Source organism: Bowmanella denitrificans (assembly GCF_039522935.1).
Taxonomy (GTDB): domain Bacteria; phylum Pseudomonadota; class Gammaproteobacteria; order Enterobacterales; family Alteromonadaceae; genus Bowmanella; species Bowmanella denitrificans.
Genome location: NZ_BAAAEI010000001.1, coordinates 196,117 through 221,614 on the forward strand (window position 1 = coordinate 196,117; position 25,498 = coordinate 221,614).

At 50.2% G+C, this 25,498-nt stretch carries 19 protein-coding genes; 10 read left to right on the forward strand and 9 right to left on the reverse strand.

What is annotated here, in order from left to right; genetic code table 11:
• Positions 1 to 15 precede the first annotated feature (15 nt).
• Entirely contained in the window at positions 16 to 966 is a 951-nt protein-coding gene (locus ABD028_RS00740) for a LysR family transcriptional regulator (protein ID WP_343840515.1), read from the reverse strand.
• Between the two features lie 104 nt (positions 967 to 1,070).
• Between ABD028_RS00740 and ABD028_RS00745 the strand changes: the two genes are divergently transcribed.
• Positions 1,071 to 2,222: an FAD-dependent oxidoreductase gene (locus ABD028_RS00745; RefSeq protein ID WP_343840518.1), complete on the forward strand. Its 1,152-nt coding sequence runs from the start codon at positions 1,071 to 1,073 to the stop codon at positions 2,220 to 2,222.
• Here the strand turns inward: ABD028_RS00745 and ABD028_RS00750 are convergent.
• Positions 2,188 to 4,206, reverse strand: a complete 2,019-nt coding sequence (locus ABD028_RS00750) for a phosphocholine-specific phospholipase C (RefSeq protein WP_343840520.1) — start codon at positions 4,204 to 4,206, stop codon at positions 2,188 to 2,190. The genes ABD028_RS00745 and ABD028_RS00750 overlap by 35 nt on opposite strands.
• Before the next feature lie 89 nt (positions 4,207 to 4,295).
• The gene (locus ABD028_RS00755; RefSeq protein WP_343840522.1) at positions 4,296 to 6,647 is read right to left on the reverse strand and encodes a TonB-dependent receptor; all 2,352 of its coding nucleotides are present in this window, start codon (positions 6,645 to 6,647) and stop codon (positions 4,296 to 4,298) included.
• A 168-nt stretch (positions 6,648 to 6,815) separates the two neighbouring features.
• Between ABD028_RS00755 and ABD028_RS00760 the strand changes: the two genes are divergently transcribed.
• From ABD028_RS00760 to ABD028_RS00770, 3 genes are all read left to right on the forward strand, one after another.
• Positions 6,816 to 7,577, forward strand: coding sequence for a DeoR/GlpR family DNA-binding transcription regulator (locus ABD028_RS00760; protein WP_343840524.1), 762 nt, complete (start codon positions 6,816 to 6,818; stop codon positions 7,575 to 7,577).
• A gap of 172 nt (positions 7,578 to 7,749) precedes the next feature.
• Positions 7,750 to 9,105 carry a DASH family cryptochrome gene (locus tag ABD028_RS00765; protein ID WP_343840527.1) on the forward strand — a complete coding sequence of 452 codons (1,356 nt, stop codon included), beginning with the start codon at positions 7,750 to 7,752 and terminating at the stop codon, positions 9,103 to 9,105.
• Between the two features lie 192 nt (positions 9,106 to 9,297).
• Positions 9,298 to 12,567: a S41 family peptidase gene (locus ABD028_RS00770; RefSeq protein WP_343840529.1), complete on the forward strand. Its 3,270-nt coding sequence runs from the start codon at positions 9,298 to 9,300 to the stop codon at positions 12,565 to 12,567.
• A gap of 428 nt (positions 12,568 to 12,995) precedes the next feature.
• Here the strand turns inward: ABD028_RS00770 and ABD028_RS00775 are convergent, their stop codons facing one another.
• From ABD028_RS00775 to ABD028_RS00790, 4 genes are all read right to left on the reverse strand, one after another.
• On the reverse strand, positions 12,996 to 13,409 hold the full coding sequence (locus ABD028_RS00775; RefSeq protein WP_343840532.1) for a GFA family protein: 414 nt from the start codon (positions 13,407 to 13,409) through the stop codon (positions 12,996 to 12,998).
• A 58-nt stretch (positions 13,410 to 13,467) separates the two neighbouring features.
• A complete protein-coding gene (locus ABD028_RS00780) occupies positions 13,468 to 13,602 on the reverse strand; it encodes a hypothetical protein (RefSeq protein ID WP_343840535.1) in 135 nt (44 codons plus the stop codon).
• Between the two features lie 236 nt (positions 13,603 to 13,838).
• Positions 13,839 to 14,507 (reverse strand): DUF4386 domain-containing protein, encoded by a 669-nt coding sequence (locus ABD028_RS00785; protein WP_343840538.1) that lies wholly within the window; start codon positions 14,505 to 14,507, stop codon positions 13,839 to 13,841.
• Positions 14,504 to 15,208 carry a DUF2306 domain-containing protein gene (locus ABD028_RS00790; RefSeq protein ID WP_343840541.1) on the reverse strand — a complete coding sequence of 235 codons (705 nt, stop codon included), beginning with the start codon at positions 15,206 to 15,208 and terminating at the stop codon, positions 14,504 to 14,506. The genes ABD028_RS00785 and ABD028_RS00790 overlap by 4 nt, the downstream gene beginning before the upstream one ends.
• A 138-nt stretch (positions 15,209 to 15,346) precedes the next feature.
• Here ABD028_RS00790 and ABD028_RS00795 point away from each other — a divergent pair, with 138 nt between their 5' ends.
• The 4 genes from ABD028_RS00795 to ABD028_RS00810 all read left to right on the forward strand — a co-directional run bounded on the left by ABD028_RS00795 (position 15,347) and on the right by ABD028_RS00810 (position 18,620).
• On the forward strand, positions 15,347 to 16,525 hold the full coding sequence (locus ABD028_RS00795) for a helix-turn-helix domain-containing protein (RefSeq protein WP_343840544.1): 1,179 nt from the start codon (positions 15,347 to 15,349) through the stop codon (positions 16,523 to 16,525).
• Positions 16,526 to 16,950: 425 nt separating this feature from the next.
• Positions 16,951 to 17,292 (forward strand): DUF4258 domain-containing protein, encoded by a 342-nt coding sequence (locus ABD028_RS00800; RefSeq protein WP_102796465.1) that lies wholly within the window; start codon positions 16,951 to 16,953, stop codon positions 17,290 to 17,292.
• A gap of 9 nt (positions 17,293 to 17,301) precedes the next feature.
• Positions 17,302 to 17,742 (forward strand): helix-turn-helix domain-containing protein, encoded by a 441-nt coding sequence (locus ABD028_RS00805; RefSeq protein WP_343840550.1) that lies wholly within the window; start codon positions 17,302 to 17,304, stop codon positions 17,740 to 17,742.
• Between the two features lie 416 nt (positions 17,743 to 18,158).
• A complete protein-coding gene (locus ABD028_RS00810) occupies positions 18,159 to 18,620 on the forward strand; it encodes a hypothetical protein (protein WP_343840554.1) in 462 nt (153 codons plus the stop codon).
• A 427-nt stretch (positions 18,621 to 19,047) separates the two neighbouring features.
• Here the strand turns inward: ABD028_RS00810 and ABD028_RS00820 are convergent, their stop codons facing one another.
• Together ABD028_RS00820 and ABD028_RS00825 are read right to left on the reverse strand one after the other, a co-directional pair.
• Positions 19,048 to 20,550: an ATP-dependent nuclease gene (locus ABD028_RS00820; RefSeq protein ID WP_343840557.1), complete on the reverse strand. Its 1,503-nt coding sequence runs from the start codon at positions 20,548 to 20,550 to the stop codon at positions 19,048 to 19,050.
• Positions 20,551 to 20,643: 93 nt separating this feature from the next.
• Positions 20,644 to 21,198, reverse strand: a complete 555-nt coding sequence (locus ABD028_RS00825; RefSeq protein WP_343840560.1) for a hypothetical protein — start codon at positions 21,196 to 21,198, stop codon at positions 20,644 to 20,646.
• Between the two features lie 1,130 nt (positions 21,199 to 22,328).
• Here ABD028_RS00825 and ABD028_RS00830 point away from each other — a divergent pair.
• Positions 22,329 to 24,707 carry a TonB-dependent receptor gene (locus ABD028_RS00830; protein ID WP_343840563.1) on the forward strand — a complete coding sequence of 793 codons (2,379 nt, stop codon included), beginning with the start codon at positions 22,329 to 22,331 and terminating at the stop codon, positions 24,705 to 24,707.
• A gap of 25 nt (positions 24,708 to 24,732) precedes the next feature.
• Positions 24,733 to 25,434 (forward strand): response regulator transcription factor, encoded by a 702-nt coding sequence (locus tag ABD028_RS00835; protein WP_343840566.1) that lies wholly within the window; start codon positions 24,733 to 24,735, stop codon positions 25,432 to 25,434.
• Positions 25,435 to 25,498: the final 64 nt, after the last annotated feature.

Here is a 25,498-nt window from a genome sequence, read left to right on the forward strand (position 1 = left end):
CTCCTTTTTGATTTTTTAATCCGCTCCAGACTGATGCTGGCCTTTGGACCAGGCAACCCAATCCGATTGGTTCGATCCGGTTGACTTCTGCATTAAGAAGTCCAGCAAGGCCGTGACCTTTCTGGGTGTTTTGTCCCGGCCGTTAAAGATGGCATAGAGCACTAAATCTTCTGGTACTTTTTCCAGTACAACCCGTTGCAACAAACCTTGCTGCAGCTCGGTTTGACAACTCAATTCAGGCAAAATGGCAAAACCCAGCCCCGCCAGCGCCGTCTCTTTGGCTAAATGGGCACTGTTGATCCGATACGTGGAATACACCGGCACAGTAACGGCCTGTGAGTCGTTTTGTTTAAACACCCAGGGAGTGCCATTCAGTGCACTCAAACTGGTAATACAAGGCAAAAATTTAAGCTGATTCAGACTAAGCTGCGCGCTGTAGCGCTGACAAAGCTGCGGTGCGCCAACCACAATACTCGGCCAGCGTGCAATTTCTTTTGCCACCCAGCCGCTACTTTGCAGCGGCCCCCGGCCATATTGCAATAACAGATCCACACCATCTTCCAACCCCTGTGCAGGGGCCAGGTTGGTATCGCAACTCAAGCTCAGCAGCGGGTACTGACAGCAAAATTCAGCCAGCCATTTACCCAACAATGGTAAATCCGGCATCAGCACTTTGAGATGTCCCGCCACCGTCCTGCCAGCCGTACTCATTTCAAGCAGTGCACTGTCCATACTCTCCAGAAGCGGCACCACTTGTTGGTATAATGTCTCACCGGCTTCGGTTGCGGCCATTCTGCGGGTAGTGCGTTCAAGCAGACGCAGACCAACAGCATCCTCCAGTTGGGCAACATGTCTGCTGACATTCGACGATGGCAGATTCAGGATACTTGCCGCCTGCTTAAAACTTTTTACCTCAAACACCTGACGAAAGCTTATCAGCCAGGCCAGTTCCACTTTTTCCAGCAATTGGCCCACCTAATGGGATTATCAAACCATTTAACCGCAATTTATCTCACCTGACGGCTGATTAATACTCCCACCTGTCTGTCAGTTACCAGGAACACAAAACAATGCGAGCTAAAAACAACATAGCCATTATCGGTGCTGGGGTCGCAGGCCTGGCTTTTGCGCTGTTGGCAGCACGCCAGGGCCATTCAGTACATATTTTTGAGCGCCGACAACTTGGCAAACAAATGGGCGCGGGTGTGACCTTATGGCCCAATGCCACTTTTGTGTTGGAAGCAATGGGCTTGTTAGCACAGATCCGCACAGCGGCCTGCCAGCCACACTGGCTGCGCAGATTCAGCCCGCAGGGCGATAACATTGGCCAATTGTCAGTAACAGAACTGGATAAGCTTATTGGCTATCCCAGCCTGACCATTCTGCGCCGGGACTTAATGGGTATATTAGTCGGGGCTCTGGCGAAAACCTCGGTGAAGATTACCGACAACCATGCAATAGATGCAGACAGATTAGCAGTATTGAGCCAGCAATATGATTTAGTTATTGGTGCAGACGGACGTATGCATTCGATGGCACGTCAGTATGTGGCCCCCACAGCCAGGGCAGTTTATCAGGGCTTCGTTAATGTGATTGGCATCAGCCAGTACCCGTCTGCAACCCTCAATCAGCCGGATATTGTGGATTTTTGCGGCAACGCTCAGCGATTTGGCATAGTGCCAGTGAGTAACAACCAGTGTTATTGGGCTGCAGCCTGGCCAACCCCATTAGATTGCCAGGACGCATTAAACATACAGCAATCCGGCTTAGCCAAACGCTTTGCACACTGGCCGCAAACAGTACGCTCGATATTGAACTTCGCCCAGCCAGACAGTATTAAGCCTATTTTTGTGCACGATATTGAGCCGCTCACGCTGTGGCATCGCGACAATGTGCTTTTACTTGGTGACGCCGCGCATGCCTCGCTGCCAACTTCAGGGCAAGGCGCCTGTCAGGCCCTGGAAGATGCATGGATTTTGGCGGAACTGCTGCAAAATAGCCCAGGCACTGCCACTTTGTTTAACAACTTTCAGTCCCGGCGACAGAGTAAAACCACAGAGATTCAGCGCATGGGCAGGCAACTGGCCCAAGCGCTGTTTTCCCCCGGCAGCAAGCCTGAGCAAAAGCCCGTTTCAGTTGCCCACTCCCCGGCCAGAATGGCAGCGTTCTACATGGCCGGGCTTGTCACTAACCCGGTAACCGCCCGGCAAACTGACGAATAAAATGCCCGTCGGTATCCTGTACGCTCAGATCATAGCGGCGGTCTGTATCCGGTTTTATGCTCAGAGCCTTATTCGCAGCCAGGGTTTTAAACTCGCCCTGCTGACCCAGCCGGTATTGCAGGGCCTCAGTGCTGCTGTTAAGCCGCAGCGTATGGCGCTCAGCGTGCAATTGCACCTGATACGGATGCGCAGTGTCCCCTTTGATGCGCCGATGAAACCCTTCCGGCCCCATCACCTGCAAATCGTACCTGCCGTGCAGCAGCGGCCAGTTGGCCTGTAAGCTGCCTTTGGCTGCCAGGGTATAGCGTCTGGGAATGGCATCCAGATCCAGCCGGTTATATACCTGAACCACCAGCGCGCGGGACCCGCTGTTTGTCAGCGTTAAGACCAGGCTGTCAGCCGCCAACTGCTCTGTTACCTCCGGCGCATAAACACAAGGGCGGTGTGGCTTATGACCAGGCTGCTGGGCGATGGCGGCTGTTTGCTCAGGAATAGGCGGTAAGGTGCGTTCCTTATACTGCGCTGCGCGCAGGGCATCCTGATAGGGGGCAGGCAAGGCAGGAAAACTGTCTTTATTGGGGTTAGCAAAGTCAAAGGCGCTCAGAAAATCACCACTTACCGCCCGCCGCCACGGCGTGATATTGGGCTCCATCACCCCAAAGCGGGCTTCCAGAAAGCGGATAACCGAGGTGTGATCCAACACTTCAGAACAGACATAACCGCCGCGACTCCAGGGCGATACCACATAGGCAGGTACCCTTGGCCCCAGCCCATAAGGCCGACCGCGCAGCGCTGAATGGTCCAGTTTGCCATTATGTTTATCGGCATGCTGATGGTATTCCCCCTGGGTGGAAATTTGCGAATAACCAGCATAGCCGTCCTTAGCGCTTGGATCCGGCGATGGCGGAGCCGGAGGCGGCACATGATCAAAAAAGCCGTCGTTTTCATCAAACATAATAAACAGCACGGTTTTAGCCCAGACCTCTGGGTTGGCCGTCAGGGCATCCAGCATATCCGCAGTATAGGCAGCGCCCTGTGCCGGACTGGACGGGCCGGGGTGCTCAGAACCTTCGGCCGTGGCAATCACATAGGACACCGCTGGCAGTTTGTCTGCCAGTACATCGGCTTTTAATCTGTCCAGAGCGCGGGTGGTCAGCGCCCGGTTCAGCAATTCAGGCTCTGCATCCGGCTGCCCGGCGTAGGCGTCACGATATGCCTTAAAGCCCACCAGCGGGTTGTCGGTAAAGTTATCCCCCATATCCTGATAAATGGTCCAGTCGATACCCGCTTGCTGCAAGCGCTCAGGGTAGGTCATCCAGGTATAGGACGCCGCAGGCCCGTCGTGTTCGGGCAGATTATCATGAGAGTTGCCCACCGCCGGGCCACCGCCACTGGCCACCCCGTCATTGCAACCGGTCCATAAAAACAAACGATTGGGGTTGGTACCGGCATGCATAGCGCAGTGATAGGCATCACACAAGGTAAAAGCATCCGCCAGGGCAAACTGAAAAGGAATATCCTCGCGTTCGAAGTATCCCATGGAATGTAAGTGCTTAGCGTCGGGCCATTTATCCATGCGCCCATGATCCCAGGCATGTTGCGCATCAGGCCAGGAATGCGGGGTTCCTTCCAGGCGCATATGGGCAAAGGTCTGGCGGGTATTCAGGGCAAAGGGGCCAAGCTGGGCGGGGCCTTTGTGTATGGAGTTGACCTGAGTAAACACATTGCGTTCACTTTGGCCTGGCAGGGGTTTGGCCGGTGCCGGATAAGGATCAGAAAAACCCCGTACGCCGGGCATAGTGCCAAAGTAATGATCAAATGAGCGGTTTTCCTGCATCAAAATCACCACGTGCTGCACGTCTTCGATTGTCCCGCTTTGTACTTTGGCAGGAATACTCAGCGCCCTGACGATTTGCGGATAGGTTGCTGCCAGCCCGGCCATTGCACTGCCGGCCAGAAACTGCCGGCGACTGATACCACTCATAATTCACTCCATTTGCCACGCTATCCGGCGTGAACGAAAAACCACACAGGGCTGGTGCGTCAGCAACGCAGCCCTGTTTGTTACCCTACTTAGAAGTCAGCAGTCAGTGACAGGGTCACGGTACGCGGTGCCGCCGGGAATACCGCACCACTGTATACACCACTGATAAATTCCTGATCAAACAGGTTGTTAACGTTTAATCTGGCCGACAATCCCTTAAAGTTGTCCGACAGGTTGGCCAGATCCACACCAACATACAGATCAGACACGGTATAGGACGGCGCAACTTCGGCATTGTCGTAATTGATGTATCGGTCACCAACGAAACGCAGCGACATACCGGCACTCATCATCTCGCCCATATAATCGGCGGCTAATACAAATTGCGACTTGGGTGAACCATGCACACGGTTACCTGGTACCACTTTCGCTTCCTTGTCCAGCGCCGCAGAGCCCGTGCCAACGAAGGTTGCTTTGTTGTAGGTGTAGGAGCCCGACAAACTGAAACCGTTACCCAGATTGTACGATGCCAACATTTCCAAACCATTACTGTCGATACCACCCAGGTTGTAGTAAACCCCATCCACCTGGCTCAGATAGTCAATGCCGGTGACCGCGCCATCTTCGATAAATACAATACGGTTCTCAAAAGCAATATCGTAATAGGTCATGGCAAACTGCAGGTCACGCCCTTCATAGCGCAGCCCCACTTCAATGTTCTCGGCTGTTTCGGCTTCAATCCGCGACAGCTCTTCGCTGGTAGACCCACCTACCCTGTCCTTGCTGATGGCTGAGAAGTTTTCTGAATAGCCGGCAAACACTTCCAGTCCAGGCAGCGGGGTTATGTAATTAAGGCCAAATGAAATCAGCGGATCAGAGCTGGAAGAATTGGAAACCGCAGGATCCTGGCCGATGGGCTGATGATAATCAGTATCCACCTTAAATTTCTTGACCCCCAAACGGGCAGTAACATCCCCTATTTCTGCCACTTCTTCCAGGTAATACATAAATTCGTCTATCTGGTACTCACTGATGTACTGCACCCAGTAAGGTTTGGCATCAAACGCCGGGCCAACCAGTACGTTGCTGATTTTGTGCCAGTCGCGGGTGCTGGATGACTCGCCATCTTCGAACCAGATACCGCCACGCACTGTATGGTGAATACTGCCGGTGCTGAAGTGATACGCCACGTCAGCGGTCAGGCCAAGGCGATCATTGGTATAGTGGGAATGGCGGTAAGACATAACCGGCAACACATTGTCGGCATAACAAGCCGGGTCGTAGTCTTTGCTGAAACCATGAGTAGGCACACAGTTCTCATCCGCAATGGCCGCACTGCCGTCGGGATTAACAAAGTAAAAGCGGTCAATCTGCTTACCACCGTATTGGGTTTCGCCGCCCAAAAACTCTGACTGCGGCGCCCCCTCACCGTCATCCTTGATGTTGACCAGATAAGGTGGCACCCAGTCGCCTCGTCCTTTCATACGGTGTTTGTATACCGATGTCTGGAAATCCCAGTCACCGAAATCTTTTTCCACTTTGGCATACGCAAAGGTGTTTTCACGCAGGGCGCGCCAACCATCCCGATAATATTCATTGACCGCAGGAATATCTGTCCAGGTCATGTGCAGCGCATCATTGCGGGGATTGTTGTTGTAATCCTGCAAAGAAATGGTTTCAAACTCGTGCTCATTGGCATCGTTGTAAGAGATAAAACCCGTTAGCTTAAAGCCATCAATTTCCGACGTGATCTTGGCCAGCCCATAATCACGGGTCACGGTAGAGGCATTGTTAATCCAGTCTTTCACCGAGGAAGAAGACGCACTGACAAAAGCATGGGTATTGGCCGCGATTTCCCCGGTGTCGTAGCGGAAATAGTATTTTCGCGCATCCTGATCACCAAAGGCCGTCACCAGACGCATAGCCTGCTCGTTAAGTGGGTCGCGGGTGATAAAGTTCAGGGTTCCGCCCAGGGCTTCATTGGAACGGGAACTGATGTCAGCCGTACCCTGCCCAACCTCCACGGTTTCCAGTTCCAGTACGTCGATATAGCGGTTGGCTTTACTGCCACCACCATAGCTGGAACCGCCGTTAGGCAAACCGTCGATGGTTGTACCTATCTGATTGGCACCACCACCAGTGTTAAAACCGCGCATAAAGATCGCCGTCAGCCAGTCCGACGCACCAAAGTAATCCCCCTGGGTCACCAGTACGCCGGGTAATTCATTCAGCACATCGTTTACCGACGCTACCGCAGCCTGGCGTTCAATCATGGTCTGGGAAACGTGAGAGGTGGCAAAAGTTTGTTTTTGCCCGACCACCACAATTTCATCAATGCTGGCGTTGTCCGCCGCGCTGGTGGCATCGTCATTAGCCAGGGCGGCCTGGCTTAACCCCATGGCCAGCGCCGACAAGGCAAAGTGAGCAAGTTTGTTGTGCATCTGTGTTCCTTAAGTGTTGTGTGAGATCACGGGGCAAGGTTTTACCAAGCAAAGATGACAAAAACATGATATTTTTATTGCTTTACGTTGTTTTATTTTGCTTTATGTTGTTTTGAGTTGTTTTTATATCGCGATATACTGGCCTGGAATACACCTAAGGAAAGCCCTGTGAACACCGCCGAACGCCTGATAGAAGTGATGAATATTCTGCGCCAGCAACAGTCCAGCTCAGTCAGTGAGCTGGCGTCACGTCTGAATGTCACAATGGAAACCATCCGCCGGGACATCCGCCACCTGGAAAAAAACGGCAATGTGGTAAAAATGCATGGCAGCGTGCGCCTGCCCGACGCGCTGCTGGAACCCAGCTATAAAAAACGCATCAATATGCATGCCCAGGTAAAGCAGCAGATTGGCCGCCAGGCCGCCGGGCTGGTGCAGAACGGCATGACGGTGTTTATCGATTGCGGCTCCACCAGCTTTTGGCTGGCCAGAGCATTGCATCAGCCCAAAGGCTTGCAGATAGTCACTAATTCCCTGGATATCACCAGCGAAGTGCTGGGCCGCAATGACTGGCGCTGCGTATTTGTTGGTGGGCAGATGGACACTGACTACCGCGCCGCCCTGGATCAGGAAGCCATCAGTCAGGCCCGTCGCTTTGCCCCGGACCTGCTGTTTCTGTCCATCAGTGCACTGGACGCGCAGCGGGGTTGTCTGGATTTAAATTTGCAGGAGGCCGACTTTAAGCGTTCACTGCTGAAGCTGGCCCGCAAAACCGTGATTCTGGCCGACAGCAGTAAATTTAATAAAGCCGGGGCCGTGCATATGGCAGATTTTGCCGACATTGATTTACTGGTCAGTGATCAGGCACCGGAAGGAGAGCTGGCCGTTGCCCTGGAAACAGCCGGGGTGGAAGTGCTGATCGCTGAGTAAGTTTCTAGTTGCAACGTGAAACCTGAGGGGCAGGGTCAATTTCATAGCCACTGTATAAGAAGATTTTTTTATCTGCGGGTAAATCCATTTTCACTGCCATCCATATGAAACGATCGTTTTGCGCTGTTGTGCGTATCAGTATTAGCAACAATAAATGGGAATACCAGTGCCAATGAAACATGGACTTTTCGTTTTTACCCGCGATCTTCGTGTGCAGGACAACCAGGCCCTTGCCGCCATTGCCCGTCAGGTGGACCGGCTGGACTGCCTGTATATCGCAGACCCTGCAGACCAGCAACCCGGTCGCTATACCTGCCGTGGGCAAGGCATACATGCCAGGCGATTTTTACAGCAAAGCCTGAGCCAGTTACAGCAGACACTGCAACTTTTTGGGCAGCATCTGCATATACAGGAAGAAGAGTCCCTGACAGCAGTCTGCCGTTTTGTGCAGGCAAGAAAAATCAACCTGGTGGGGCAAAGTGCGCCATTTGGTGTGTATGAACAAGCTCTGACCGCCCGCCTGGCGCAGAAGCTGGCAGCAATGGGGGTGGATTTTCAGACCAGCTGGCAACATACGCTATTTGACAGGTCACAACTGCCGTTTGACCTGACTGACCTGCCAAAGCATTTCACCCCATTTCGTCAGCTTGTGGAGCCACTGTTTTCTGCTGTGCCACCAGTGGAAAGGGTGATCTTATTGCCGCCGCCAGGTGCTGCGCCCGAGCAGAAAATGACGCTGAGCAATGCTGGCCAGCCCGGCAATACGTTGGCGTTTCAGGGCGGCTGTCAGGCTGGCGCTGCCCATCTGCATACTTATTTCAATACCGATGCACCGCTAACCTACAAAGACACCCGCAATGCCCTCGACTGTCCACAATCTTCCACCAGATTCAGTCCCTGGCTGGCGTTTGGTTGCTTATCTGTGCGTCAGATCTGGCAACGTCTGCGGCAATTTGAACAGGACAAGGGCGCTAACCAGTCTACCTACTGGATCAAATTCGAGCTTTTGTGGCGGGAATATTTCCACTGGTACCTGCAGCGTTACCAAAGCCAGGTATTCCGCTTTGCCGGTATCCATAGCCAGCCTCCGCTGACCAGTTTTCACGCCGGGCGCTTCGCAAAATGGTGTATGGGCAACACGCCCTACCCGCTGGTGAATGCCGTCATGCGTCAGCTCAACCAAACCGGCTATATCAGTAATCGCGCCAGGCAAATTGCCGCCAGTTGCTGGCTCAATGAATTGCAGGGCGACTGGCGCTACGGCGCCGCCTATTTTCAGCAACAGTTAATCGATTATGATGTGGCAGCAAACTGGGGTAACTGGCAGTATCTGGCGGGGGTGGGCGCCGATCCCCGTGGTGGGCGCTGGTTCGATTTACACAAACAACGCCGTTTGTATGACCCACAGGGGCAATTTACCCGTCGTTGGGGCGGCGAGGATTGTGATCCGCAACTGGATCATCAGGATGCTGCAGACTGGCCTTTACCTGACGCTGATGCCAACCAGCCCGGCAGGGAATCCGAATGACGGCAGCAAAACCATCCATCAATATTGTATGGCTGAAGCGCGACCTGAGATTGTCTGATGAGATTAACACCTTGTAACCCAATCAGGATGCCCTGGCTGTTGCAATTTGCTCGCCAAGCAAGTACTAATCGACTGATATAAAGTTACAAACCAGATGTATTCACAGCGCCTTGATCGGAAGGATATAACAATATGAAAAAGACTACCCTGGCCCTGTTGCTGGGCTCGCTGTCGCCCCTGATTGCCAGCACAGCATTGGCAGCATCCGGCAGCAAAATGCTGCAATCCCCCACCCTGAGTAAAGAGCATATCGCCTTTGTTTACGCCGGTGATATTTACCGTGCCGACCGAGACGGTCAGGGGGTGACCCGTTTGACATCCCACGCGGCAGACGAAGACCATCCGCATTTTTCCCCGGACGGTAAATGGCTGGCCTATACCGGCGCGTATGACAATAACCAGGACGTGTACATCATCCCCACCCAGGGCGGACAGCCACAGCGCCTGACCTGGCATGCCGGCAAAGACGACGTGGTGGGTTGGTCAGAGGACGGTAAATCTGTGCTGTTTACCTCTTACCGTGAAACCGCCAATGGTCGTACCGGGCAACTTTATCAGGTGAAAGTGTCGGGCGGTTTACCTGAGCAGGTCATGCGTGCCACAGTGGCCGATGCAGATCTATCTGAAGACGGCCGTTATCTGGCCTATAATCCCCATCAACCGGCCCATCGTGGCGGCAGTGGCTGGCGCAATCACCGCGGCGGCACCACACCACCGGTGTGGATTTACGATCTGAAAAGCCATAGCTACCAGGAAATTCCCCACGGCAATTTCAGTGACACTAACCCTCTATGGGTGGGTGACAAGGTGTATTTCCTGTCTGACCGCAATAAAAGCCGCCAGTTATTCGCTTTTGATAAAGGCAAGCTAAACCAGGTTACCGACAACCAGGACTGGGATATCACCAGCGCCGACGCCAGCGGCACCGACATTATCTATGCCATGGGCGGCGAGTTATATGTACTGGACGGCAAAAAAGGTCGCAGCCGTAAACTGGATATCCGTGTTAATGCGGATCTGGTGCAATGGCGCACACAGTGGCAAGACGCCATGCCGTCGATGACCCAGGCGGTATTATCTGCCACCGGCAAACGGGTACTGATCAGCGCCAGGGGCGAGATCTTCAGCGTGCCGGTGGAAGATGGCGCCACCAAAAACTTAACCAACAGCAGCCAGTATAACGAGCGGGACGGCCTGTGGTCAGCCACAGGTGATGAACTGGTGTATATCACCGACGAGGATGGCCGTTATCAGATTGTGGTGGCCGACCAATTCGGCAAGGAACGTCGTCGCTTTGCCGCCACCGACACACCGGCAGATGTCAGCTTGCGCCATATCAGTGGCGACGGTAAGCATCTGGTGTATTCCGATTCCCGCCAGAAGCTGTGGCTGATGGCCCTGGACAGCGGCAAGCGCACCGAAGTGATGGAAGATATCAGCATGCTGGGCTTTGACACGGCGGTGTCTAACGACGGTCGTCTGCTTGCCTACACCAAGCGTAATCCCAACTATTTTGCCGATCTGTATATATACGAAATTGCCACCGGCAAGCAGCATAAAGTAACCGACGGCATGAGCCATAACGCCCTGCCCGCTTTCAGCCCCGACGGTCAGTATCTGTACTTTGCATCATCCACCAATGCCGGCTCTACGGCCTTTTTCCTGGATATGAGCACCCAGGAAAAACCGCAGCGCTTTGGTTTATATGCGGTGGTACTGGACAAACAAGGCAAATCGCCGCTGTTGCCAAAGCTGGCGGATGAAGACGCCCGGGATCCCAGTGCCGACAAAGGTAAAGACGACAAGCCTGAAGATAAGCAGGATAAAAGCGCTGACAAGGCCGCCGATCTGGCCGGTGTGCAGCAACGTATCGTGGCCCTGCCGGTGGACCAGCGCTTTTATACCGGTCTGACAGCGGGTAACGATAACAACCTGTACTTTGTCGAGCACAGCCAGGCCGGTGCCGCCGTTGACAGTGACGGCAGCCCCCAGCGCGACGCCGAGTTAAAACGCTTTAATATGGACAAGCGCAAGGTTGAAGACGTTGAAAAGCAAGTCTTTGCTGTTAGCGCTTCGGCCGACGGCAAACACCTGCTGTTAACCGGCAGGGACAACAAATTGAGCATTGCCAAGGTGGCGGAGAAAATTAAGGCCGAGCCACTGAAAACCGCTGCGGTGAAGGCGCTGATCGACCCCAGACAGGAATGGGCACAGATATTTGCTGAAGCCTGGCGCAATGAACGGGACTATTTCTACGACCCCAATATGCATGGCCTGAACTGGCAGAAGGTCTATAACAAATACCTGCCACTGCTTAGCCATGTGGGTCGTCGCGAGGACCTGAACTGGCTGATCCGCGAGATGATCGCCGAAATGGAGGTGGGCCATAACGTGGTCTACGGTGGCGACGGTCATAAAGAGAAACCAATCAAGGTAGGCATGTTGGGCGCCGACTTCGCCATAGTCAATGGCCAGTATCAGTTCAGCAAAATCTATAGCGGTGAGCGCTGGAATCCGGATCTTCACGCCCCGCTGGCCGTGCCCGGCATTGATATTCAGGAGGGTGACACCCTGCATGCCATCGATGGTGAAAACCTATCTGCTGATGACAATATCTATCGCCTGCTGACCGGCAAGGCCGATACCCAGGTGCGTTTACTGGTGAGCCGCAATGGTAAAGCTGAGGATGCCAAAACCCTGGTGGTGGATACCATCAGTTCAGAGCGTAAACTGCGCCACTGGCACTGGGTTGAACAGAATCGCCAATATGTGTGGGATAAAACCGCAGGTAAGGCGGGTTATGTGTATCTGCCCAACACCGCTGGCGCAGGCTATACCAACTTTAATCGCATGTTCTACCCGCAGGCCGATAAGCGCGCCATGATTATTGATGAGCGCAGCAACGGCGGCGGTCAGGCAGCCAACTACATTACCGATGTGCTGTCCCGCCAGTATCTGGCCGGCTGGAAATACCGCTCGGGCAGCATGATTCTCAGCACCCCGGCCGGTGCCGTATACGGGCCTAAGGTGATGCTGATAGACCAGGATGCCGGCTCCGGCGGTGACTTCCTGCCCTACAGCTTTAAACGTATGGAGCTGGGTAAACTGATTGGCAAAACCACCTGGGGCGGCTTGATTGGCGTATCGGCTAACCGCAACTTTGTCGATGGTGGCCGTTTGAATGTACCGCACTTCCGTTTCTTTACCCCCGAACATGAATGGCGGGTAGAAAACGAAGGGGTGGCACCGGATATCGATGTGGAACTGGATCCTGTGGCCGTGAACCGCGGCGAAGACCCACAGTTGCAGCGTGCCATCGCCGAAGTGCTAAACGATCTGGAAAGCTTTAAGCCCGTTCGTCATGAGCAGGCACCGGCTATGCCTAAGGAATTGGGTAAGTAAGGGTTGGTTGGCCGATGACCGTGTTTGGGTCATCGGCATAGATACGTATTTAAAAAAGCTGCAACTTGGTTGCAGCTTTTTTATTGGTCTATTCGCTATATGTGCATTTTTAGCGAGCCCTTGTACGCCAGTCCCACTCGAGCGTCATGGCTGTTGCTCTTTGGACCAGCTCCAGCTGTTCAATCTGGTTCCTGGCCGCCCCAATAATGAAAATTAAATATGTTTCACCACGAAGGGCACGAAGTTCACGAAGTTCACGAAGTGACAATACCGGTTGTCTAGTCTTCGTGCTCTTCGAGTCCTTCGTGGTAGAAAAATAATTACTTGTGAAAAGCGGGGCAAAGCTTTGACTCAGTTGACCCAATACCAAGATCAATGAACCTGCTCCTACTAACCAGAATTTGATCCAAACCTATATGCTCAAAAGGTCAACACGCACCAGTCCTGCCTTCAAAATAAGTGGGTAACTCAGGCTGCAATTCACACCAATTGGCTTTATAGCCAGTATAAATTTGTGCATCGATTGTTACTGGAATATCAGTATCAAATGTCGCTATAGCCAGCTCAATATTGCCAACAGGCTCACCTTTAACTCTGAAACCGATACTTGAGCCACAGTTGATGCAAAATGTGCGGATTGTGCCATTTGATGCCACAAAATCTTTAAGGAGATCTTTTCCAGAAAGCCAGGCAAGACCTTGAACCCCAACCAATGTGCCAAAGGCAGCGCCGTGAAACTTACGGCACATAGAGCAATGACAGTTAGCGGCTTTGTCACTGAATCCATCTACGGAAAAACAGACATTTCCGCACAAGCACGAACCTTGATACTTTTGACTCATTCTGACTCTCCTTCGCTGTATAGTGCAGGCTTTTACAGCAGTAACAATGGGTAACCGATCAGTCCCAGCGCGGTAAGCGTGGTACCCGTCGGTATTGATAAAGGGTTTGGCATAACAGGAAACCACCAACCGATAACACCATCATACCCGGTTTAACACTAACGTAGCGCCCGGAGCGTATCACATCGGCCATCAGGTGCTCAGCATTAGCCAGGCTCTCAAGCACCGCCTGGCTTAGTGAAACCAGGGAAAAACGCTATTTTCCCCAACCGCCCCCACTGATGGAAATTTATATACTTCACCACGACGGACAATCATGCGATTTGTATCGAAATGCAGCTTAACATGGGGCGCGTTTGGGACGGCATCCATGCCTCCGATGGTTTCAAAATTCCCACTTGAACTACTCGTGTAACCCAACGCTCTATATTACTTTTGTGATTTCGCTCCCATAATAAGCAACCAAAGGCAGGCTGAAAACTCACCTAAAGTTCCGGGCAGAGAGAGCCAAATCGGTACATCCCCCGTTTCGAAGACAAACTTAAGCACAAAACCAGCGACATAATTCACTAGCCCCGAGACAATCAACAATACGCAGATAACTGTGGGTAGCATGCGAGTCCGATAGGCCAGCCATCCAAAAATTACCAACCAGATGCCAGTAATGACTTGAATTAGAGTAAACCCATTGCTGAATTGGCTGGCAAAGGCGAGGATCTGTGATGCAGTATGCTCGTTAACTTCAGGTTGGCCCATCATAATCGTTGCGACATTGATGTAGTTGAGCGTATTCGCTAGCAGAGCCGTGGCGCCCATAACGCCAAAGCTAAGCAGCAGAAGTGCGCCAAGATTGGAGCTATTGAAGAAGAGTTTGCTCAATAGCCCCGACAATACTGTAAAAGAAACGAAGCTTAGTAAACAGGCACTGATTCCGGCTCGAAATAGGGTGGATTTATCATGTAAGTTACTGACCGTTTGAATACTGTCAATCCAATCAAACATAACTCCGGGAACGTAAACCATCCCGAATAAACCACTTACGATTAATACCAGATAGCTCAGCCCGGATAATCGGGCGAAAAGGTTATTGTGATTCATGACTGTCTCCTAAACTGTTGTATGTGCTGTTTGAGGTAGAGGTTTAGCTTATTGATCTGCCGACTAAAGACCGTTGATATCAGCCAGAATAGGATTAGAAAGCCGATCAGTTGGACAGGTGCGGTCATCCAGAGTGTTCCAGCCAACTGTTCGGGAAACACCTTGGTACCAGGCCCATCCAACAGAGACCCGGCCGCGATATACAGAGAAAACCCCATCCGCCACAAATGTCTGGTTATCCTCCAGTGACGTTTTAGTCCTCCCTGGCATAGACTCAAAAAATCATCTACGGCTGCCATGGCTGCGATAGCTGCAAATCCAAAATAGACGGGGGGAGTAATGCCCAATTGCGGGCTAACTGAAGGTGCCTTAAGCCCAGAATAAACAAACGCTGCCACCAATAAAGTAGCGGATGTAAGGATGAACCGATCAATCGCGGTCGACCATTTACCGCGGGGTTTTACGGTAATCAAACCGCTGACTACCAGATAACATGTAAATAGGCCAACTAAGCCAGTCAGCGCTTCTGGGCGATCTATTGCTATTAGAGTTCCACCACCCGCCGTGTAGACCATTGCCCCGGCAAAAATAACGCCTGCATAACGGTGCAGGGCACTGCCTTTTTTTGCAAAGAAAGCTATTAGTCCAGCAATAACGGCAATAGCCCCGATAAACAAATGCGATGTAAGCAAGACAGTCATACTCTTAGTCTCAGTCATTAACTGTAGAAATCATTGCATTTGCTAAAAAGACGTGTGTCCGTGCCCACTGGGCTGGACAAAAAACAGCAAAAAAAGATGTAAGCTGTGTGCATTCTGGATATGAGGGCTGATTCTAAAATGAGTTTGGAATATGTGACTGTAACGATGATTGGTGCGATGAGTGGGATATGCCTGATAGCGATCTCCTTCATATTAACCAATCGGCCGCGACTGCCTAGTTATGGTCCACTGACTATTTTGTTGTTGTCTATCTTGATATTAGTGGCTCCATCCTGGCTCGCAGTGGTTCGACCTACGTATTTTGTTGTATCAGTGGGCCTTAGCTTGGTCGCATTTATGTCCCTGGGGCCGCTGCTATGGTTGTATGTTGATTCCCTGACATCGCGTATTGAGTGGCACTTTTCTCTTAAAAAGCTTACCCACTTTATTCCTGCGGCACTATCTTTGTTAGCCTTGCTAGGGGTATTCACTGCTCCCTATGAAGATGTAGAGAATATGGTGCTATTGTCACAGGTACCAGAAAACGGGCTACTGAAACCACTGGTCATTACTATTTGGCTGTTGCTGGTGCTTTGGGTGCCGCAATCAATTTACTATCTTGTTGTTACCGGAGTTCGACTTGTCAGGCATCACAAGCGCCTTAAAGGCTTTTTTTCCAATACAGAATGCAGAGAGCTGAATTGGCTGTCATGGCTGTTTGCGCTGGTCGCCGCTTTCTGGGGACTGTTAGTTGTAAACTTTTTTGTCGATACGGTTTTTAATGCTTCATTAGTAGTAAAAGAGCTATTGATTCTAATTGCACTGCTGTCTGTTTGGATTCTGACGCTGTGGGGATTACGTCAGAAGCCCGCGTTTGACGGTCAGTATTTGCACAATGCTCCAGCAACTGAAGAATCAGAAACCCAATCAAAAAAGTACAGTCGCTCTTCTCTGAGCAAAGATAGAGCTTCTGAAATAGTTGCTCTTATTAAAAAGGCGATTGTTTGCGAAGAGCTGTTTCTCGATTCAGATCTAACCCTGTCTGACCTTGCCGAATCCATCGACACCAGCAGCCACCTGGTGTCTCAGGTACTGAATCAGCACATGGGGACGACGTTTTTTGACTACGTGAATGAGAATCGAATTGAAGCGGCCAAGGTTTTGCTGGCTCAAACGACAAAGAGCGCACTGGATATTTGTTATGAGGTAGGCTTCAATGCTCGCTCATCGTTTTATAAAGCCTTTAAACAGATCACTAATACCACGCCAGCACAGTACAGAAAAATGAGACTGGCTGACGCGTTGGGGGATGAGTAGCAGAGAACAGGTGGGTAGAACCCTAACTGACCTCCATGTCTTTTATGACGCGTCTTCCACTCAATTTTCTCCCAGCAAATTGCCCACCTTTTAGCAGCGCCCTGAACCGACCGGGAATTTTTTAGCGGGGGAGCAAAGCGGCTTGGGCCGCTTAAGGGGGGCTTCTGGCTGATGTTTGTAGACTAATATCTAATTTATGCCAATAGCGGTCATTGACGGCAATAACCGTCTTGTCACCGCTCAATTGTCTCAAACTGTTTCAACAACTATGACACGGCTGATTAATGAGCGACCCTTTGATCCGGGGGAGTAGTGGGTTGTTTAGCTGACTAGTGTAAACAGATACTCCATCAAGGCTACATAACTAAATTGACATCGCCGCCACCACCTATCAAAATGATAGGTGTCAAGTTGATAGGTTCTTCATGCGAAAGAGTAACCCTCAAGGCGTCAACGAGTTTCCTCTCACGGAGGAGACTGCCAGAAAGATAATCAATGACCTGGCTGAAAATCATACCCACAGGATCAGGTGGAGTAAGCATGTAAAGGCGCGTATGAGAGACCGTGGGGTTACTACCGGTCAGATTATGACCCTCCTTAAAAGCAAGCATTCTGTTTTTAGGGAAGGCCCATACGCCGAGACCAATGGTGATTGGAAGTTTAACTTAAAAGGCACAGCAGCAGGTAAGGTCATAGAACTGACAGTTGCCCTTAAGAATCATCATGACAGCCCCAGTTCAGTACTGGTCACTGTGTGGATAGATTAGGAGGTTGGTATGTACCATTACACAGAAAGCGGTTTATCAAATGTATATCTCAAGAATGGTTTTACCGTTGAACAGATTGACGGTGAGGAATATACCAGTATTGATGATATGAACGGCCTGCATAAGGCGATTGCTCAGGTTATTGTGGACAGCAACCGACCTCTTTCGAATGAAGAGTTTAAGTTTCTGCGTATTGAACTGAATCTTTCCCAGAAAATGCTCGGGATGCGCTTCGGTGTTGATGAGCAGACAATTGCGCGCTATGAGAAAGGCCAGACAAAAATTCCCCGTACTACAGATGTAGCGCTACGGACTCTGTATATGGAAAGCCAGCAAAGGAATAACCCAGTCAGTTATTTCCTGGACTTATTAGCAGATACAGAAGCCCAAGAGGCAGCTAAAGAGATTCGGTTGGAAGAAGTGGAAAACCATTGGGGAGTTGCGGCTTAACAGTCTCCATTTATTAATCTTGAATGTTTTAAGCCGACTAACTGTCGGCTTTTTTGTAAGACGCAGCGGGACCGTATCTGCTATTAAGTTATATGCAGGCACGATACGATGATCCAGTCATTGGACGGTTTCGTGGTAATAAGTGCCGACGACTGGGAACGAGAGCAGGAAACCCTTCACGTACTCCAAAGCAAGAATCTTATGCTATAGATTGCTGAGTCTTTTGAGACCCACACCCTTGGACAAGGCTATAAAGCCACTGGCGAGCAGATGGATAAGATCACTGGTATTTGAGGGCAACACTTGGGCAGCATATGAGGCTATGCGTGAAAGGGACAAACCGCTGCACAAGACTTGAAGAAATAAGATTCTTAACTATATTGGTTGAAACTCACAAATAAGGAAGGAATCTTATCGTGACCTGTTACCAATCTGGCGATTTCAGCAAATACTTCAAAGAGAATATGACAGATTTGGGGCTACCAGTACCCAACACGCTTTTTGATACTTACAACGCAACGATAAGCACTGCCACAACGATTGTAGGTACTTTAGCAACCCTCGGAAAAAGTGCGACTATAGGGGAACTGATTGGTGCCACAGTTGGATTGGAGAAGCTGGCAGTAGCGGCATCCATTGGTGCAGTGGCCTATACCGGTGCGGTTATTGGTAGTGCAGCGGTTGCCACCGGAAGGTCTCTGGGGTGTGGCTCAACAATCTCTGATTTCTTTGTTTCAAATCCAAAATTAAAATTTGCCGGTGCTGAACTTTTGTTTGCCTATCATCCCGAAATTGTTCAACAACACCTCCCAAATCGTGCCACATTTGCCGTTAAGGCTAAACGTACCCCCGGCGTGTTTGAGTATGCAACATGTTAAAAAACATACTATTTATTCTTATCTGTGCCGCACTGGTTGGAGTAGCCTGGCTATCTTTCCAGTATCTGGGAAATTACGCATTTCCTATTATGCTAGTTATCGTTGTAGCCTTACTCGTTTCACGTTTAAAAACCCCGAAGTTTGGCCAGAAGAAATAGTGGGGCTGGCTTGTACCGACCGGGAATTTTTTAGCGGGAGCCAAAGGGGCCTTGGTCCCTTGGGATAAAGCTTTGGCTCAGTTGCCCACATCAATGAACCTGACTGATCCTACCAACGAGCAGCAGGATAGCTCCCAAAGTTGGCACTTATTGCCTGCCTAAGGAAGCTGATTGTCATGTTAAATACCATGCTAAAAAACGAGGAAAAATGGCGTGAAAATATAGCTTAATGTATTGACTTGGGACTACAGTCACTTGTTATACGCGTACTACCGCGTATTAAATACGCGCCCTAAAAGGTCCATAAGAGGACCAATGCCGCCAGAATATAGGTGATCTATATATTTGCGATATAGAACTCTGCGAATTGTGGTTTCATCAGTGCCACAAGAATTGCGAATGTATTCCACGATTGAGTCTAGTTTGCTTTTCGCCACCTTTCGTTGCGAATCTCCGGTAATGTTCTGATATCCAGGGAGCATGATATGGTTGTCTAGATTTACGGTTGTCCCATAAAATTCGACACGCAGTTCATTGACGTTCATGTTTGTATGAAAAGCCTCTAACATGTCTATAACGCCAATCTCTGGCGTGCATGGAAGGAACGAAACCGAGTTCATTACCCGATCATATAAATCTGTTATAGACCGGGTGTCATTTCTTCTGGCCGCTGGTATTGCCTCAGCTCGGACATCATCATCCAAGAAAACATGGCGCTTAACGTAGGTTGGAATAATTAACGCTGATCTTTCTAGCATCTGCATGACTTGATAGTAGCCGCCAACGGGCACAACTTTGTACATTGGCTTATGGGCATTTCTGTTTTCTTCAAACTTTCCGCAAAGTTGCTCAAGTAATAATTTTGCCTCTTCATCTTCGACAAAAAATATGAAATCGCTTTTGACCTCTTCGTCAAATGCGATTTCACCAAGAACTTGAGCCGGAAATACATTTGTTTTTGTTGTGTACGACCCTTGATCATCCCTAGAAATGAAAATAATGTTTCTTCTGTTGATATTTTTTATCAGAGTTGATGAGTGTGTAGAGAAAATAACTGTCAAGTTTTTGTTTGTGGCTATTTGAGTTATTTTATTTAGGAGCCTTACTTGCGCTTGAGGATGCAGGGCCATCTCGACTTCATCAATTAAGATTAATGAGTTGCTTTCAGCAATAGACATTTTCTTGGCGAGTTTAAGTACGCATAACTCGCCGAGACTAAAGTTTTTCTCTGAATAGTAGTGGGTTTCTCTTCCTGCTCTGTATGGTAATAGAAATGCTTGGTTTCCTGTCCCTCTTCTGGTGTTAACGAACTTTAAGCCATTCCACTTATTATCGTGAAGAACGGAAGATAAGAAGTCTGTAATATCATTATTTGCCTGATTAATTCGCCTTGGAATTATTTCTTCCGCGTACGGCTCAACTCTGCTTCTATCTGCTTGAATAAAATGAATGCTTGGATATGGATACTGGTGGAGAATATTTGCGTTACTCCTTGGTGTTGGTGGCCAGCGTTTCCCTCCATAGGAGTATGTAACTTCTTGTCCGTTAATTTTGTACCGTACTTTCGCATCCTTAAACGTATCCAATTTTTCTTGCATAGCGGTGGTTTTGTAGTGGTCTTGAAAGGCGCGGCCATGCCTTATTCGATATAAGGCGGCTAGCAGACTGGTTTTCCCCGAACCGTTTAGGCCGGTGAGAAGCCAGAGCCCAGCACCTGGAATATCAAATTTTAGATTGGAGATGCCTTTCAGATTTTCTAATTCAATTCTCATTTATTATCACTTCATGAATTACGTATACGCCCCAATAATGCGCTGAAAGGAGTGCAGCGTATAGATGTCGAATTAATTGGCTTGTTACATTTTCTACTTTAGCCCTATTGCAGTAACAACTGCGGCTATTGCAACACCAATTACTACTTTCCCCCAGCCAGTGTTGTGCCATGCAGGGTCGTCATTTGTTGCTTTACTTATTACAACATCTATACTTGCCGATTCACTTATAGTCTCAAGCCCAGCGTCCTTTCGCATTTCACGAAGAGCGATTTCTTTTTCTATTTCCGTTTTTAGCTCATAAAATTTTGCTCTTAATACTCGATGATCAGTAATAAATAATGCTGATAGAAAAAATACAACAATTGGAGGAATAAGAACTTTATAGAATGATAGAATATCTCTCCCTTCAAATGGTATAGCAGGTATCGCTTCCCAAAGATTACTTATAGGAAATATCCATGTTTTAGCAAACAACCACTTAATTCCAGAATTGATGTTCTGAGCTAAAGAAATGCCACTTCCATCAGTCCAAAAATAGAGCCCTTTTATAACTGTCATTAAAAAATAGGTGACAGCTATGAATGCAACTAAATAAGCAAACCTAGAACGCTTTTTAGATTTTTTTAGCTTATCTGTAAATTTCAATCAATTCTCCTTTTGTGAATAGAAATGTAACAGTTTAATAGATGGCGCTTCGCCGTACTTTCACATTGTAATTTTTTAGCACGCTTGTAACCCTTTGCCTAGCAAGAGTTTTTTAGGTAGCACCAACAAGGCCATCATCACAAAGTGCCACATGTGCAGAAATCCTCGCACTAGCGATAGTCAAAAATTCGTGGGTCGTTTGTAGCTCATCTAGCGATCAAGTAGACCGATGAACCCCTTAAGCGGCCCAAGCCGCTTTGACCCCCGCTTAAAATTCCCGGTCGGTTCAGGGCGCTGCTAAAAGGTGGGCAATTTGCTGGGAGAAAATTGAGTGGAAGACGCGTCGGGAACGTCGTTTTCACGACCGCCTTTTAGCAGTGCCCTGGACTGACGTCGTTGGGAATCCAGCGGGCGCGCTTTCTTTGCGTCTCGTTTCTTTACCGCGCAGTAAAGAAATGGGACTGGCGCTCCATGGATGGAGTGTCATATCCGGCAGGGAAAGCCAAGTCAGAAACTCGCTCAATCCAGCCATTCACAAAGTGGCATTAATTCCAAGATCCTCGCACCAACATTAGTCAAAAGTTGGTTGGCCGTTTATAGACCAATTGCCAGTAAAACAAGCTGATGCTCCCCCCAAGCGGCCCGAGCCGCTTTGACCCCCGCTTAAAAATTCCCGGCCGTTATTGGAATACCTCTCACAGTGACGCAGAGGCGCAGTGAAACACGCTGAGGTCTTCAATTGCTCTGAGTTCTTTGCGACTCAGCGAGAAAAGCTTCCTCGTGGTGAAACATATTTAATTCTCATTATTGGGGCGGTCAGGAACCAAATTGATCAGCTTTAGCGGCCCCAGCTCTGAACCGCCAAGAATAAGCTCCGCACCATTCCCAACACCCACAGCGCCACCGTGACAAACCTTATGGATTTAACGCCAACAGGCAGCGATTACAGCCTTTTTGTAAATAAAGCAGAAAGCTGATACTGCGTGATCCAGTTCGTTGTCACCAATATAGAAAAATCTCACCCTGCGGGTATAACCTTCACATCTTGGCGACATTTTAGTCACATTGGCTTTGCTAGCTTCCCGTTTGTTCCATCACATAAATAGGCTCAACACTTGGAAGGTAGCAATATGAACAGGCAATTAACGCAAATATCCTGGTTGACTCTGTGGGCACTGCTAATTGGCTTGCCACTTTTCAGCCAGGCCGCAGAAGCCCCCGGCGCGCTGACTGTTATCGTTAAAAATCAGCATACTGAGCGCCCCCTTGCAGACGTGCAAATCACGCTCAACGAGCGGGAAAGCTCGTCCACACAAACCTTTGCAACCGACGCACAGGGGCGCATCGTTATTGAACAGCTTAACCCCGGTCTGTACTCGGTGAGCCTGGCCAAAAACGGTTTCGCCTCGTTGTATGAACCAAGCGTACGGGTAGTGACACGAAAAAATATCAAGCTGGCATTCGAACTTAGAGAGCAAGCCATTGAGGTGGTAGAGGTTAGAGCGCAGCAAGCCGAGACCTTTGCCGCAGGCTCCAGCACTTATCTGGACCGCGAGGCACTGCGCAGCGCGGTGGGCGGTGGCGCCGATCCACTGCTGTCTTTGGACGGCTTACCAGGCCTGGCATCGGCCAGTGAATTTGCCAGCTTTAGCGTACGTGGCCGCGGGCCCAGAGATAATTTGATATTCGTTGATGACTTTCCCTTTGATAAAGCGGTGCACTTTGATGCCACCCTGGGTGAAGAGGAAGATATTGGCGGTGGTGGCCGTTTCTCGATTTTCGCCCCGAATGTGATCAGTAGCGCCGAGTTCTCCCCCGGTGGCTGGGGAGCGGCCTATGGTGGGCGGGCGGCATCGCTACTGAAACTGCAGGTTGCCGATGGCAACCCGAGCCCATCGGCTAGTTTCCGATATGACCTGGCTGGTTTTGAAGTGGGTTACGATGGCCCGGTTGGTGATGACGCAACAATGCTGTTTTCTGCCCGGCGCCTGGACTTTGGCCAGTTATTTGAAACCATTGAAGAGCTGGATATTGGCGAACCGGTGTTAAGAGATATCATCCTAAAGTCAGTAATACCGATTAACCAGCACCACAGCGTTGAAATTCTGCTGATGGATACGCAGGAAGACTATCGCCGCGACGTCACCCATGTGTTTGCCTCGCCCAACTTTGAAGATGCCGCGCTGCTGAACTTCAAACAAGACAGTGATTTATACGGCCTGACATTGCGCTCATTAGTGGGTGAAAGCGCGGTCTGGACCAATAAGCTGTATTACCGCAAAAGCGACAAGCTAAGCGCAGAAGGTGAAGCCTTTCCTGACCAGGTGCCAGAAGGCTCACCGGCCTCCAGTTTCCCGGTCAGGGAAAACATTATTAGCATCGCTGAAGACGAAACCGAGCTTGGCTGGCGCAGTGATTTTGAGACAACCAATCACTGGGGGCTGTTCAGTGCCGGGGTACGGCTGACACAAATTGAACTGGACTACAGCACGGTGCTGGATGGCGATTGGATCCGCTTTGTGTACGACGATGATGATTTCAGAGCTGACCCACAGCAGCGCTATATTGTGCTGACGCCTGAGCACATCAATTCAGCAATAAAACACAAAGAAACCAACTATGCCGGCTATGTCGAGCAGGTTTTTCAATTCGGTGATTGGGATGTTGGCACCGGCTTACGCCTTGAGCGCGATGGTTTTGCCGATGAAAGCCTGGTTGCGCCCAGGCTCAGCCTCAACTGGCAGCCGGGTAAAAAAGTCAGATATTTTGCCAGCGCCGGGCTGTTTCATCAGTCACCCAGATATTTAGAACTGGCCGCTAACGAGTCAAACGCACTTAAGAATGAAACAATCACCCATACCAGCATAGGTTTAAAATACTTCCCAAACAGCAACTGGTCGCTGTTAACCGAGGCCTATTATCAACGTCTCGACGACCTGGTGGTCGATCTTGACCGGGCCAGCGGCACTTTTGCCAATATGGGTGATGGCAGCTCCTATGGGGTCGACATTGTGGTTAACGGTACGCTGTTCGAAGGCCTGTACGCCAGCGCCACCTATTCTTACAACGATGCGGTAGTCGACCGCAAAGACGGGCGCGGTGAGGTGGCGGCGGAATTTAACCGCAAACATGTTGCCACCCTGGGCCTGACCTGGGAAATCAGCGACCGCTGGAAAGTTGCAGCACGCTACAAATACCTTTCCGGTCGCCCAGATGATAACTTTGTTATTCATGCAGACGTATTGGGGCCGGGGCAAATGCTGCGTTACTCAAAAGAGATCACTGAGCGTAATGTTGGTCGCAAAGACGGCGCCGGCTTATTAAACGTTCGGGTTGACTATCGGCGCGCCTTTGGCCCGATAGATGTCACTGCCTTTCTTGATGTGATTAACGTCACTGCGGCTTCATCAAGCGACGATACCGAGTTTGACTATCGCCGCGGAGTGCTGGTGCAAGACGATAGCGAAGCAGAGCCGTTGATTGGTCTGCGACTGGATTATGCTTGGTAAGGGGCCTGGTTAGGAGCAACAGCCTATGGTACATGCGCTTGGTGTAGCACCGGTTAGGGTGCTGATTGTCGAAGACAACCGCGACATATGCGAGAACATTGCCGGCTATCTTGAAAAGCATAGCTATGTGATGGATTTTGCCTATGACGGCATCAGCGCCATGTACCTGGCGTTAACCAATACCTTCGATGTGATAGTGCTGGATCTGATGCTGCCGGGCATGGATGGCCTGAGTTTCTGCCACAAGCTGCGTGCCGATGCCAAAATCGAAACACCGGTGCTGATGCTCACGGCACGAGACACCCTCGACGATAAACTAAAAGGCTTTGCGGCAGGCGCCGATGATTATCTGGTAAAACCTTTCGCCTTACAGGAGCTACATGCGCGCCTGCAGGCTCTGTACAAACGTAGCCACGGCAAAACCGACTGTCTGTTAATGGTGGCGGATCTAACGCTGAACAAATCGACACTACAGGTCTGTCGGGCAGGAAGGCAGGTTGATCTTAACCCTGCGGGCATGAAATTACTACAGCGCCTGATGGAGCAGGCACCGTCTGTGGTGGCACGCGATGAACTTGAAACCTTGTTGTGGGCAGACGAACGCCCCGACGGCGATGCGCTGCGCTCGCATATGTATAAGTTGCGTCAGGCTATCGACCGGCCATTTGAGCGCCCGCTTATTCATACCGTGCATCGTATTGGTTATCGCATTGCAGAGGACGAATAGAAGCCGTGTATCTTTTATATGCGCACTCTGCTGGCGGTCATTTTATTGCCCGGCAAGGCAACAG